Source organism: Salinisphaera sp. LB1 (assembly GCF_003177035.1).
Taxonomy (GTDB): Bacteria; Pseudomonadota; Gammaproteobacteria; order Nevskiales; family Salinisphaeraceae; genus Salinisphaera.
Genome location: NZ_CP029488.1, coordinates 3,474,247 through 3,487,801 on the forward strand (window position 1 = coordinate 3,474,247; position 13,555 = coordinate 3,487,801).

Annotated in this window: 13 protein-coding genes; 1 reads left to right on the plus strand and 12 read right to left on the minus strand. The window is 64.4% G+C overall.

The genetic code is table 11. The features are described from left to right. Window positions 1-35: 35 nt before the first annotated feature. The 3 genes from recQ to SALB1_RS15565 are packed head-to-tail and all read right to left on the minus strand — an operon-like array spanning window position 36 to window position 4,871. On the minus strand, window positions 36-1,838 hold the full coding sequence (gene recQ / locus SALB1_RS15555; protein WP_109994668.1) for a DNA helicase RecQ: 1,803 nt from the start codon (window positions 1,836-1,838) through the stop codon (window positions 36-38). A gap of 2 nt (window positions 1,839-1,840) precedes the next feature. Further along, window positions 1,841-2,542, minus strand: a complete 702-nt coding sequence (locus SALB1_RS15560) for a hemolysin III family protein (protein WP_109994669.1) — start codon at window positions 2,540-2,542, stop codon at window positions 1,841-1,843. Window positions 2,543-2,597: 55 nt separating this feature from the next. Beyond that, complete coding sequence (locus SALB1_RS15565; protein ID WP_109994670.1) at window positions 2,598-4,871, minus strand: acyl-CoA dehydrogenase; 2,274 nt, start codon at window positions 4,869-4,871, stop codon at window positions 2,598-2,600. A gap of 263 nt (window positions 4,872-5,134) precedes the next feature. Here SALB1_RS15565 and SALB1_RS15570 point away from each other — a divergent pair, with 263 nt between their 5' ends. Beyond that, complete coding sequence (locus SALB1_RS15570; protein ID WP_109994671.1) at window positions 5,135-5,818, plus strand: TetR/AcrR family transcriptional regulator; 684 nt, start codon at window positions 5,135-5,137, stop codon at window positions 5,816-5,818. A gap of 111 nt (window positions 5,819-5,929) precedes the next feature. Here SALB1_RS15570 and SALB1_RS15575 read toward each other — a convergent pair whose 3' ends face one another. From SALB1_RS15575 to fabG, 9 genes are all read right to left on the minus strand, one after another. Beyond that, window positions 5,930-6,292 (minus strand): PilZ domain-containing protein, encoded by a 363-nt coding sequence (locus SALB1_RS15575; RefSeq protein ID WP_109994672.1) that lies wholly within the window; start codon window positions 6,290-6,292, stop codon window positions 5,930-5,932. Beyond that, window positions 6,289-7,287: a DNA polymerase III subunit delta' gene (locus SALB1_RS15580; RefSeq protein ID WP_109994673.1), complete on the minus strand. Its 999-nt coding sequence runs from the start codon at window positions 7,285-7,287 to the stop codon at window positions 6,289-6,291. The genes SALB1_RS15575 and SALB1_RS15580 overlap by 4 nt, the downstream gene beginning before the upstream one ends. Continuing rightward, window positions 7,278-7,913, minus strand: a complete 636-nt coding sequence (gene tmk, locus SALB1_RS15585) for a dTMP kinase (protein WP_109994674.1) — start codon at window positions 7,911-7,913, stop codon at window positions 7,278-7,280. Before tmk ends, SALB1_RS15580 begins: the two co-directional genes overlap by 10 nt. Next, on the minus strand, window positions 7,910-8,917 hold the full coding sequence (gene mltG / locus SALB1_RS15590) for an endolytic transglycosylase MltG (protein ID WP_109994675.1): 1,008 nt from the start codon (window positions 8,915-8,917) through the stop codon (window positions 7,910-7,912). Before mltG ends, tmk begins: the two co-directional genes overlap by 4 nt. A 21-nt stretch (window positions 8,918-8,938) precedes the next feature. Further along, a complete protein-coding gene (gene pabC, locus SALB1_RS15595) occupies window positions 8,939-9,739 on the minus strand; it encodes an aminodeoxychorismate lyase (protein ID WP_109994676.1) in 801 nt (266 codons plus the stop codon). Then, entirely contained in the window at window positions 9,732-11,087 is a 1,356-nt protein-coding gene (locus SALB1_RS15600) for an aminodeoxychorismate synthase component I (RefSeq protein WP_255414428.1), read from the minus strand. Before SALB1_RS15600 ends, pabC begins: the two co-directional genes overlap by 8 nt. A 29-nt stretch (window positions 11,088-11,116) precedes the next feature. Continuing rightward, window positions 11,117-12,358, minus strand: coding sequence for a beta-ketoacyl-ACP synthase II (gene fabF, locus SALB1_RS15605; RefSeq protein WP_109994677.1), 1,242 nt, complete (start codon window positions 12,356-12,358; stop codon window positions 11,117-11,119). A 94-nt stretch (window positions 12,359-12,452) separates the two neighbouring features. Continuing rightward, complete coding sequence (acpP, locus tag SALB1_RS15610) at window positions 12,453-12,692, minus strand: acyl carrier protein (RefSeq protein WP_109994678.1); 240 nt, start codon at window positions 12,690-12,692, stop codon at window positions 12,453-12,455. Between the two features lie 100 nt (window positions 12,693-12,792). Then, window positions 12,793-13,548 (minus strand): 3-oxoacyl-ACP reductase FabG, encoded by a 756-nt coding sequence (gene fabG, locus SALB1_RS15615; protein WP_109994679.1) that lies wholly within the window; start codon window positions 13,546-13,548, stop codon window positions 12,793-12,795. Between the last annotated feature and the right edge of the window lie 7 nt (window positions 13,549-13,555).

The following is a 13,555-nucleotide window of genomic DNA, read 5'->3' on the forward strand; positions in this document are numbered from 1 at the left end:
CGTGCCTCCAGTGAGGAACACTTCGAGACGAGGGCCTAACTCACATGTTGCGCGATGGTCTCGACAAAGGCACGGCCATAAGCATCGCGTTTCTTTTCACCCACGCCCGGCACATCCGACAACTCGGCGACATCGGTGGGGCGCCGCGCAAGCATCTCGCGCAGCGTGGCGTCATGGAAGATCACGTAGGGCGGCACATCCTGCTCGCGCGCCAACTCCAGCCGCAGCGCCCGCAACGCCTCCCAGAGTGGCTCATCCTCGATCTCGATCGGCGGCAGCGCCTTCTTGACCGCCCGGCGCGAGCGTTTGCCGCCGCGATCCACCCGCAGCTCCAGCGTTTGCTCGCCGCGGAGCAACTCGCGACAGCCGGCGGCCAGCTGGAGGCCACCGTAGGCCTGCTCGACGTGAATATAGCCGAGCGCAATCAGCTGGCGAATGATCGAGCGCCACTGCTTGGCCGAAAGATCGTCGCCGATCCCGGCTGTCGACAGCGCATCATGCCCGAGATCGCGCGCGCGATCCGAGTGTGCGCCGCGCAGATGATCCACGACATAGCCCGTACCGAAGCGTTGACCGGTTCGATATATCGCCGATAGCGCCATGCGTGCATAGCGGGTGGCGTCATAGGTTTCCGGCGGATTGAGACAGGTGTCACAATTGCCGCAGGCGGTCTCGCATTGCTCACCGAAATAACCGAGCAGGTTGATACGTCGGCAGCTGGCGATCTCGCAGTATGCGAGCATCGCGTCCAGCTTGGCCCGCTCGACCCGCTTGCGGTCTTCGGCGGCTGCGCCCTGCTCGATCATGCGGCGCCGCTGTACGGCATCGCCGAGCCCGTAGAGCATCCAGGCCGTGGCGGGTTCACCGTCGCGACCGGCTCGACCGGTTTCCTGATAATAGGCTTCGATGCTGGCCGGCAGATCGAGATGCGCCACGAATCGCACGTCGGGCTTGTCGATGCCCATACCGAAGGCAACCGTCGCACAGATGATCACGCCTTCCTCGCGTAGAAACCGCGACTGGTGATGCTCGCGCATGGCCGGGGACAGGCCGGCGTGATAGGGCAGCGCCGTATGGCCGGCGTGCGTCATCCACTCAGCGGTATCCTCGACCTTGCGCCGCGACAGACAATACACGATGCCGGCCTGCCCGGGATGCTCGCGCTCGATGAAGTCGGCGAGCTGTTGTTTGGCGTTGCCGCGCTCGGCGACCCGGTACTGAATATTCGGCCGATCGAAGCTGTGCAGATAACGCGCCGCGTCTTCCAACGCCAGACGCTCGATGATTTCCGCCCGCGTCGGCAGATCGGCGGTCGCGGTGAGTGCCATGCGCGGCACATCCGGAAACTGCTCGGCCAATGCCGCGAGCTGGCGATATTCCGGCCGAAAGTCGTGCCCCCACTGCGATACGCAATGCGCCTCGTCGATGGCGAACAGCGCGATCGACGAACGCTGCAGGAGATTCAGCATGCGCGGCTGGAGCAGTCGTTCCGGCGCAACATAGACGATATCCAGGGCGCCGCTGGCGACATCGCGTTCGATCGCGGCCTGCGATGCGGCGTCGAGGGTGGAATTCAGATAGGCCGCGGCCACACCCAGTTGCCGCAACGCCGCCACCTGATCCGCCATCAATGCGATCAACGGTGACACCACGACCGCGACCCCCGGACGCACCAGCGCCGGGATCTGATAGCACAACGATTTGCCGCCGCCGGTGGGCATCAGCACCAGGGCATCACCCCCGTCGACGACATGCGCGATGATATCGGCCTGTTGCCCGCGGAACGCGCTGTAGCCGAAAACCGACGTCAGCACCGATTGCGCCGAGCGCGCTGCCACAATCAGGACGTCTGGCTCAGGGCGGCCGCCGACTGGGCCAGCGGGATCACGTAGAACAGCACCGCGAAGAAGTGACAGGCGCTACCCGCAATCACGAACACATGCCATATGGCGTGGTTGTACGGCATGCGATCCCAAGCATAGAACACCACGCCCACGGTATAGGCCACGCCGCCCGCCAGCAAAAGCCAGATGCCCCCGGCGGCTACGTTCTCCAGCAGCGGACGGATTACCAGCACGACGGTCCAGCCCATGGCGACATAGAACGAGGTGGACAGATAACGCACATGCCGCAGCGATGTGGTCTTGATGACGACGCCGGCGAGTCCGAGCGCCCAGACCAGGCCCAACAGGCTCCAGCCCCACACACCACGTAGATTGACCAGCGTGAACGGCGTGTATGTTCCGGCGATGAGAAAATAGATCGCCAGGTGATCGATCACCCGGAACACGCCCTTTGCCCGCGGCGGCGCGATACTGTGATAAAGCGTTGACGCCAGATGGGAGAAAATCAGGCTGGTGCCGAAGATGGATACCGCCACAATATGCCAGACGGTGCCGTACAGCGCGGCATAAACCACCAGGATAACCATTCCCGCGATCGACAACGCCGTGCCGATGCCGGACGTGACGGCGTTGGCGATCTCTTCGCCCAGGGTATAGCCGCTACTGTTCACCCGCGGCCCGGATTGCACGCTGCTCATGGGGCGTATTGTGCCACGCTCGAACCGCTTTCGCGGCACGGGCATGGCCCGGCCGCTATTGGTTGGCCGCCCGCGCCATCCCCGGGTCGCGCCCGTCGTGCACGTTGTCGTTATGACGCGACAGGCTGTCGCGGTAATAGTCCGCCTGATCGAACACATCCACCTGGATGGCGGCCCGGCGCGCGGTTTCGGCCGCGCGGATGCGTTGCGCCTCGTCCGCCGAGATGATCCCGGCGGCCAGCGCCGGCTCGATCGCCGCGACCACGTCCGGGGCGCTGATCTTGCCGTGACGCATCGCCTTTTTTACCCGCATCTGCGGCTCGGCCGAGTCACTCACCAGGCGCCAGGCATGCAGCAACCGCCCCATGCCCGGCTCGTCGTCGCGCGGCGACCCCAGGCCGCCGAGGGCGATGCGCTGGTACTGTTCGCCCGGCGTCTGAATGGCCGCCGCGACGCGGCGATCCTCGGCATCGCCCGGCCCGCTGGACAGCGGATTGATCTTGAGGAAAAACCGGCCTGGATAACGCAGCATCCAGCCCACCACGGGCGTATCAAAGTTGGCGTAGATGCCCTCGAACGCGCGCTGGATTTCAAGCAGGCAGTATTTGAGCGCCCAATGGACGACCGGCAGATCCTCCTTCCTTGCACCTTCGGCATGGAAGCGGCGCAGCGTGGTCACCCCGAACACCATCCAGGACAAGGCATCCGCGAAGCGGCCCGACAGCTGCCCGCGTTGCTTGAGCTTGCCGCCCACGCAAAACATCGCCAGATCGGTGAGCAAGGCAAAGCGCGTCGACGCCCAGCCAAGTTTCTTGAAATAGCGCGCAGTCTCGTCCGCCACCGGCGCCTTGACCGTCGCCCCGCGGGTGAGGCCGCGGACCACTCCGCGGCCGACGTTGGCGATGGAATGGCCCATCCAGCCCAGCAGCGCCTTGCGGAACGCGCGCACATCCTTGTTTTCGAGCGCGCCCAGCGTAGCCAGCGCATAGGGATGGCAACGCACGGCCCCCTGCCCGAAGATCATCAGCGTCCGTGTGAGGATGTTCGCGCCTTCCACGGTGACACTCACCGGCGCCGAGATATAAGCCGATCCGAGAATATTGTTCGGGCCCTGCATCACACCCGCGCCCGCCATGACATCCATGCCATCGATCAGCAGCTGTTGTCCCAGCTCGGTGGTCTGCTGCTTGAGAATGGCAGAGACCACCGGCGGATGATGCCCGGCATCGACTCCCGCGCACACATACACCCGCGACGATTCGAGCACATAGGCCAGGGCCGCGGTGCGCGCGACCTTGGCGGTCACGCCCTCCATCCAGCCAATCGGGATGCCGAACTGTTCGCGTACCATGCTGTACGGCCCGACCGCGGCGGCCGCTGCCTTGGCCGAAGCCACGCCGCCGGCGGGCAGCGAAACCGCCCGCCCGCCACCAAGCTGCTCCATGAGCATGCGCCAGCCCTGCCCGGCCTGCGTCGGGCCGCCGATGATGTTATCGGCCGGGACCACCACGTCCTCGCCGTGGATCGGGCCGTTGTCGAACGGACCGATCGGCAGGTGATGATCGCCCAGGCGCAGACCTGGCGTGCCTTTTTCCAGCAGGACCACCGTAATGCCGGGCTGCTCGCCGCCCCCCAGCAGGTTGTCCGGGTCATGCAGCTGGCAAGCCAGGCTCACCAGATTGGCGATCGGCGCCAGGGTGATATAGCGCTTGGTGAAATTCAGGCGCAGCTTGAGCTGGCCATCATCCGCCTTGAACACCACCGCCTCGGCCCGAATCGAGGCGGCATCCGACCCCGCTGTCGGCTCGGTCAGGCCGAAGCACGGCACGAACTCGCCGCTGGCGAGTTTTGGCAGGTAATGAGATTTCTGCGCCTCGGTGCCATAGCCGATCAACAATTCGGCCGCACCTAGTGTGTTGGGGATGACCACGAGGGTGCCCACCGGCCCGAGCTGCGCGGTCTTCATCATGACAGCACTACGCCCCAGGGTGGAAAACCCGGAACCGCCGTATGCCTTAGGGATGATCAGCCCGAAGAAACCCTGCTCGCGCAGGAAAGTCCAGATTTCATCCGGTACGCGACGGGTGTTGTGCAGTTCCCAGTGATCCACGCGACGCAACAGCTCCTCGACCGGCCCGTCCAGAAAAGCCTGTTCCTCCGGCGGCAGCGCCGGATAGGCCTCCTCCATCATTGAACGGAAATCGGGGTTACCTGAAAACAGTTCGCCGTCGATCCAGACCGATCCGGCGTTGAGCGCCTGGCGTTCGGTATCGGAGATGCGCGGGAGCACTTTAGCCTTGTCGAGCTTGTTGAGGATCATCGAAAACATGCGATTCTCCGGGCTTTATTGCACGGCAGTACAAAACGATCGCGCCTGGCGTCAGGCCGCGCACGCGGGTGGACTTTGGTCTCAGCTTAGCTCGACTCGCGTCATGTTCCAACAATAATAAAAATTACTATTTTCATTTAACCTGCTCGTCATACATTGACTGATTATCATTGCGCGCAATTATCGAGACGATTAGACATGATTGGGAGAGGAATGATGCAGTGGTAAAGTCGCTGCTTTGTTTCGTGTAACAGGTATTACTGGTGATCGAGCGTTATCCAAAGACGACAATCGAGCGCGAAAAAGCCCTGGCGCAGATCGATCCGGAAACCCGTCATCGGATCGAGGATGCCGCGCGGGTGCTGTTCGCGGAACGGGAATTCCATCGAGTCAAGTTGATCGACGTTGCCAAGCACGCCCGCATCAGCCTGCAGACGCTGTACAAGTATTACGGCAGCAAGGAAACCGTGCTGTTCGCGAGTCTCGACACCTGGCTGTCGATCCTGGCCCGTCGCATGATCGATCACCTGCAGGGAATCGAGAACTTTCGCGACCGGTTGCGCAAGGTGTTCTGGGTGTTGCTCGATTACTTCGAGCGCAACCCGGAAGTCGCCCAGATCATCCTGAGTTCGGTATATCTGAATACTTGGCGCGAGGACGATACATTTCGTCAGCCCCAGCTCATGTCGGTGTTTCTGGGCGTGATCGAGGAAGGCCGCCGGGCCGGCATCCTGACTTCCGCCGTGGACGAGGTCGAGATCTCGGACTTCATCTGGGGCGTGGCCAATCGCAACGTGGCGATGTGGCTCATGCGCGGCCGCAAGTATGGGCTGGCCGAACGCGCGCCCGTGCTGTTCAACATGATATGGCGGGGAATTGCCAGCGATCCGGCGCTTGCCGAAACTCTCGATATCGAAATGGAGCCGCGACCGATGACAACGCGCTGAACCGCGTTGGTGCGGTCGGCATCCGCTGCGCGGGGCGCAATCCTTCGGGTCAAACGTTGTTTTGCCGCAATACAGCGCTTGGCGCGGACGCGGACGAAACGGCAACAGGCTCTATAGCGTGTGCGTCGGCCGCTCGCTTTCGAGCTGCCCTGCCAGCAGTGTTTCGATACGTTGCTGAATCTTGATGCCATCGGGCTCGGCAAACTGCACCCCGATGCCGGGCGGGCGCTGCGTGCCCGGAAGCGACACCCACACGATGCGGCCAGCCACGGTCACGCGTTCATCCTGCTCCTTGAGATGGAGCAGGAGAAAGACTTCCGCGCCCAGATCGAAATGCATGTCCAGCAGGTGCGGCTGCCCCACGAAAAGCCCGCCGTTGCGGATGAAGGGCATGTACGCCTCGTATAGCGCGCGGTTGCTGGGCACGTCGAAACGTACGATGCCGGATTGTCCGGCGATACTGTTATCGCTCATGGCGTGTCGATGGCCTCGGCGACATACTGGCTGAGTTCAATGAATACAGACTCTACCACCAGTCGCCAGTCGGCGTTGGTCTCGGCCGTCCGGGCGACGTCGGATACGCGCCGGCTCCAGGCTTCGAGGCGCCGCGGCCCCAGCCGGCGGGCGGCCCCGGCCAGGCCTGCGTCGAGGGACGGCGAATCGGCGCCGAGTGCGGCTAACAGCAAATCATTGCAGCGTCGGTAGAGCCAGTCGACCCATAAGCGGCGTTCGGCCTCGTGGGCACGCTCGGCCACGCTGACCGGATTGGCGCGACGGGCCAGCAGCCGCCCCAAATCCTTGTCCCACTGCTCGACCAGGGGCTGGGCGCCGGCGTCGTGGCGGGCCCGCAGCGCAAGCGGTGTACGCAGACTGTCGTCGTCGGCGCGACTGGCGTCGAAATCCTGGCCGGCCAGCCAGGCACGCGCGGTATCCGGCGCGGCTGCCGGCACGGTCCAGATCTGGCATCGGCTGCGGATGGTCGGCAGCAATGCGGACACGCGATCGCTGATGAGTACGATATGACAGCCCGCCGGTGGCTCCTCCAGTGTCTTGAGCAGGCTGTTGGCGGCACTGGTGGATAACGAATCGGCCGGGTCGATCCACCCGATGCGCCCGGTCGAATACTGTGGCGTGAGATGGAGCGCGTGTGAGAATCGACGCACCTGCGCCACCTTGATTGCCTTGCCCGTATCCTCCGGCGTGAGCCGCGAAATATCCGGATGCGTGGCTGCCGCACGCTGGCGGCAGCCCGCGCATACGCCGCAGGCGTCGCCATCGGCCGTGCGCTCCCGGCAAAGCAATGCGGCGACCAACCGCCACGCGAAGCGACGCTTGCCAACGCCCGGCGTGCCGGCGATCAGCAACCCGTGCGCGACGCGACCGGCCGCGAGGCCGGCTGCCATGTGCGCCCACATCGGATCGTGCCACGGCAGCTTGAGCGGCCTGTCGTCGACCGCGGTCACAGCCATGCCTCGACGGCTTCGATCATGGATTGCGATACGGTTTCCGGCGCCGCGGCGGCATCGATCACGGCATAACGCGCCGGCGCAAGACGCGCCCGTTCGAGATAGTTCGCGCGCACGCGCTCGTGGAACGCCAGCGTCTCCTGATCGAAGCGGTTGACTTCGCCCCGGTTGCGCGCCCGGCTCAGGCCCTGCGCCACCGGCAGATCGAACAGCAATACGCCATCCGGGCGCCGCTCGCCCTGCACGAGGCGCTCGAGCGTGGCGACCGCGGTTTCGCCCAGGCCCCGGGCGGCGCCCTGGTAGGCATAACTGGCATCGGTGAAACGATCGCAGAGCACGATTTCGCCGGCTGCCAGCGCGGGCTCGATCACTTGCGCCAGATGCGCCGCGCGCGCGGCAAACATGAGCAGAAGCTCACTCATCGCCGGCATGGGCGCATCGTATTCGCCCATCAGGACGCCACGAATGGCTTCGCCGAGACGCGTTCCGCCCGGCTCGCGCGTGGTGCGGACGGTATGGCCGGCCGCGCGCAGATACGCGGCCAGATGATCGATCTGGGTCGACTTGCCGGCACCCTCCCCGCCTTCGAAGGTGAATAGACGTCCCGTGTCACTTCGGCCGTCGTTCATGACCCACCGCCCAGCTGATATTTTCGTACCTCTCGATCGTGTTCGGCCAGCGTATCGGAGAACACAAGGGTGCCGTTGCCGCGCGAGACGAAATACAGCGCCTTGCCGTGGGCCGGGTGTAACGCGGCGCGAATGGAAGCGCGCGACGGCGAGGCAATCGGCGTCGGCGGCAGCCCCTTGCGTGTGTAGGTGTTGTACGGCGTATCCTGTTTCAGGTCGGATTTGTGGATGTCGCCGTCGTAATTGGGAATACCGTAGATCACACTGGGATCGGTCTGCAGCCGCATGCCCTTTTTCAATCGGCGATTGAATACGCCGGAGACCCGTGCACGCTCGGACGGCACGGCGGTCTCCTTCTCGATCAACGAGGCCATGATCAACGCCTGATACGGCGTATGGATGGCCAGATCATCCGCCCGATTGGCCCAGGCTTTGTGCAGGAACCGCTGCATCGCGTTGTAGGCCCGCTTGAGAAATGCGACATCGCTCATGCCGCGGGGAAACATATAAGTATCCGGCATGAACCGGCCTTCCGCCTTCTGATCCGGATGGCCGAGCGCCGCCATGATCTGCGCACTGGACTTGCCGCGAAGCGTGTGTTTAAGCGCGGGATCGTGGTTGACCGCCTGCATGATCTGTTTGAAGCGCCACCCCTCGACCAGCGTCAAGCGGTGCTGGCGGATCTTGCCCGATGCCAGCAGCGCGAGCAGCTGGCGTGGATACTGTTTCGCCGGAACCAGATACTCGCCGCTCTTGATGCTCGTCGCCTGGCCCGTAAAACGGGCATAGAGCGACAGATAACGCGCGTCCCGCGCCCGGCGGATGATTTGCTTGCGGCGCAACTGCTGGACGAGCCCGCGAAAACTCGTGCCCGGCGCCACCTCGATGAGCTCCGGCTGTGTATTCCCGAGAGGCTCGGTGAAAAAACGTGCGACATCGGCGCCAAGAATGGCACCGGCCAGCAGGGCCGCCAGGACGAAACCGTAGACGAGACGCAGGAACACGGGCGTCGCAACTCCTTGAAACTAATGACTGCTCACAAGCAGCGCATTCGCGCGATCGGCCAGCCACCGACTTTCGGCAAACCCATGCTCGCCGATGCAGGGCACCGCCACCGCGCCGCTGACGCTGTTGCAGGCCACGGCGCCGACGAAATCGCCCAGGCGTGCGCGGGTGATCTCGCACTCGGCGAGTGCCGGGACCGCCGCGCGCAATCGCTCGCGCGTGGCCCCGATCACGCCGGCGTGATCCAGCCTTGGCGTCCACCAGTCGCCGGCGCCGTCGACGAACACCAGATTACGCATGGTGGTACAGACGATGCGACCGGCACTGTCGCACATCGCTGCGTCGGCGACATTACGGCGTTCGCAATCGCGACGTGCCAGCACCTGTTCCAGGCGGTTGAGATGCTTGACGCCCGCGAGCACGGCCGGCGTGGCCAGCACGATGGGGCAGATCGGCAGTGCCAGCGCGTCGGGTATACCCGGCTGGCCGCGGTGCAGGCTCACGATCCGGCGTGGCACGGGCTGGTCGGGCGGCGCATAGCCGCGCCCGCCACTGCCCCGGGTAATGACGATCTTGACGATGCCGGAGGTATCGTCGCCGGCCAGCGCCTGGATATCGGCCTCAAGCCTCGCGCGTTCCGGTGTCTCCAGGCCCAACGCCGCACAGTCGTGTGCCAGCCGCGCGTAGTGAAAGCGCCAGGCGAGCGCAATCCCCGATTCCAAGCGCATCGTTCGGAATATGCCATCGCCATAGGCCAGACCGCGGTCGTCGGCCGGCAGGGCCGTGGCGGATCGACCGTTGATCAACATCCGGTCAGCCATGGACCGCGCTCGCTTGCGCGGCACGGAACGCACGCAGCACGCCGTGCGCCTTGTGCCGGGTTTCGGCCAGTTCCGATGCCGGATCCGAGTCGGCCACGATGCCCGCACCGGTACGCAGTGTCAGGTCGCGGCCAACCTGCGTCAGAGAACGGATGATGATGTTCGTGTCCAGCGTACCGCAGCGGCTCAGATAACCGATGCTGCCGGTGTAGGCGCCGCGGCCCGTGCGCTCGAGCTCGGCAATGATCTGCATGCAGCGCACTTTCGGGCAACCCGTGATCGTACCGCCCGGAAAGACCGCCCTGAGGGCGCCGCCCGGGCCGACACCGGCCTTGAGCTGCCCGCATACGTTGGACACGATGTGATGCACATGCGCGTAGGACTCGACCACCATCAGCTCGTCCACCGCGATGCTCCCGGGCCGGCATACCCGTCCGAGGTCATTGCGGACCAGATCGATGAGCATGACATGCTCGGCCCGTTCCTTCGGGTGGGTAATCAATTCCTCGCTGATCTCGGCATCGCGGCCGAGGCGCCGGCGCCGGGTACCCGCGATCGGCCGTACGCTGGCCCGGCCATCGCGCAGTGACAGCAGCCGCTCCGGCGATGAGCAGACCAGCGCCGCGCCCTGCCAGTTCAGCAACGCCGAAAATGGCGCCGGGTTGGCGGCCCTGAGTGCCGTGTAAACATGACCCGGCGAGACATCCTCGACCAGTCGACCGTGCCACGCCCGCGCGAGATTGGCCTGAAAGACGTCGCCGGCCCGTATATATTCACGCGCACGCGCCACAGCATCGAGGTAGTCCTCCGGCGCGTCTTCCTGCCAGCGAATCGCCGGGTACGCGACATCGTTCGACGCTGTTTCGCCCTGCGACTCGAGCATTGCGACCAGTGCGGCCACACGATCGACATCGGCATTCTCGGACACCACTTCGAGAGTCGCGCGCCGACGATCATGGATGATCGCGCTGCGACAGCGAAGCGCGAGCGCCGTCGGCAGGCCGTCGCCAGCCGGGGGAAGTGCCAGCCCAGGCTCCACGCCGGCGGCCATCTCGTAACCGAGATAAATCAGCCAGCCGCCGATGAACGGCAGATCCGTGGTTGTGGCCGTCGTCTGACGGGCGCATGTGTCGAGAAAATCGAAGAATGCAGCGCGCGAGCCCAATTGTTCGGGGGTTATCGCCTCGGCGGGGTCGGCCAGCAGAATGTCGTAGCGCGACTGTGCCGCCGCGCCCGCACTCGACTCGAGCAACGCCGGAAACAACCCGGGTTCAGCGCGCGCCAGCTGGTACAGTGGCGCATGAACGCTGGGGTCAAGAGTCGCCCGGGCCAGATCGTGCGCCACCACGATCCGACCCGCGGAACGAGTTCGCGAGGTCAATCGAAACGCTTGAGTATCAGTGAGCCGTTTGTGCCGCCGAAGCCGAAGGAGTTCGACAACGCTACATCAATCTTCATCTGACGTGCGGTATGCGGCACGTAGTCCAGCGTACAGCCCTCGGCCGGGTTGTCCAGATTGATGGTCGGCGGGGCCACTTGATCGCGGATGGCCAGTAGCGTGAAGATCGCTTCGACGGAGCCCGCCGCGCCCAGCATATGACCGGTCATGGACTTGGTCGAACTCACGGCGACCTTGTGCGCCGCGCTGCCCATCACCGCCTCGATCGACTGGCTCTCGGAAACGTCGCCGGCCTGGGTCGACGTGCCGTGGGCGTTGATGTAATCGATATTCTCGCCGGTCATTTCCGCATCCGCCAGCGCATTGATCATGCACTGCCTGGAACCGCGACCGCTGGGCATGGTGATGTGGTGCGCATCGCCGCTCATGCCGAAGCCGACGACTTCACCGTAGATCCTGGCGCCGCGCGCCTTGGCGGTCTCGAGCTCCTCGAGCATGAGCACCCCGGCGCCATCGGAGAGTACGAAACCGTCGCGATCGACGTCCCAGGGCCGGCTGGCGGCCGCGGGATCGTCATTGCGTGTCGATAGCGCCTTGGCCGAGCAGAAGCCGGCCAACCCGATCGGGTTGACGGCCATCTCGCAACCGCCAGCGACCATGGCCTCGGCATCGCCGTAGGCGATCATGCGGGCCGCCAGACCGATGTTGTGCACGCCGGTCGTACAGGCGGACACCGCCGCGATGTTCGGGCCGTGCAGGTTGAGCTGGATCGAGATCTGGCCGGCGGCCATGTTCGCGATACTGCTCGGAATGAAAAACGGCGAGACCTTCTTCGGGCTGTATCCCGATTCGTAGAAGCTCGCACAGGTCTTGAGAATCGTGCCGATGCCGCCGATACCCGAGCCCACGGCCACACCGACACGATCATTGTATTCGTCGGACAGTTCGTAGCCGCTGTCGTTGATGGCCTGAACTGCAGCCGCCACCCCGTAATGCACGAACGGATCGAAGCGCTTGGCCTCCTTGGGCGACATGTATCGGGTGACGTCGAAATCGCGAACCGGACCGCCGAAGCGGGTCGGATATTTCGACACGTCGAAGCTATCGATCGACGTAATCCCGCTACGGCCGGCAACAATGCCGGCCCAGGTCGATTCCACGTCCAGGCCCAGCGGGGAAATCATCCCCAGGCCTGTCACTACCACGCGACGCTGTCTCAACGACGCCCCTCCAACGAATGGTGCCGTCCACAACGGGACGGCATTAATCCGGCCGGCCGGTCATGAGGCCGGCCAACGACTCCAACGGGGCTTATCAGCCCTCAGCGTGCGACTTGATATAGTCGACCGCGTCCTTGACCTTCACGATCTTCTCGGCTTCCTCATCGGGAATATCGATTTCGAATTCTTCCTCAAGCGCCATGACCAGCTCGACCGTATCCAGCGAGTCGGCACCCAGGTCGTCGACGAACGAGGCTTCCGAGGTCACCTGGTCTTCGCTGACCGACAGCTGCTCGGCAATGATTTTCTGTACTCGTTCTTCCACGCTACTCATGGGTTGTCTCCTGTTGCTTGTGTGCGCGTTCATGAAGCGCGAATCCGCCCTCGCGAACCGCGCGCCATTCTAGGGAAAAAGGTGTCGTCTCGCCAGACGATTACGCCCCCATATAAAGTCCGCCGTTAACACTCAGCGTCTCACCCGTAATATAACCGGCTGCGGGCGAGACGAGAAATGCAACGGCGGACGCGATATCGTCGACCGCCCCGAGGCGGCCGAGCGGAATCTGGCCGAGCATGGACTCGCGCGTGGCCGCCGGCAGATCCCGGGTCATGTCGGTTTCGATGAAACCGGGGGCCACGGCATTGACGGTGATCGCCCGCGAGCCAACCTCGCGCGCCATCGAGCGCGTCAATCCCAGCAGGCCCGCCTTGGCCGCACTGTAATTGACCTGCCCGGCATTGCCGGTCAGCCCGACCACCGAGCTGACGTTGACGATACGGCCGGTACGGGCCTTCATCATGCCCTTGAGAACCGCCCGGGATACGCGAAAGACGCCCGACAGGTTGGCGTCGATGACGGCCTGCCAATCGTCGTCCTTCATGCGGAGCATGAGCGTGTCACGGGTAATGGCGGCGTTGTTGACCACGAGGGTCGGCGCGCCGAAATCCTTGCCAATCTCCTTGACCAGCGCCTCGATCGCGGCCGCATCGGTGACGTCGAGCACGCGGCCGGCCCCCGCCGGGTCGCGCTGAGCCAGGCGCTCGTCGATGGCTGCCGCGCCCTGGTCGCTGGTCGCCGTGCCGATGACGGTTGCGCCGTCGGCGGCGAGGCGGTCGGCGATGGCGGCACCGATGCCGCGGCTGGCGCCGGTCACGAGAGCAATTTGGCCGGACAGAACATTGGAAGACATAACGAGC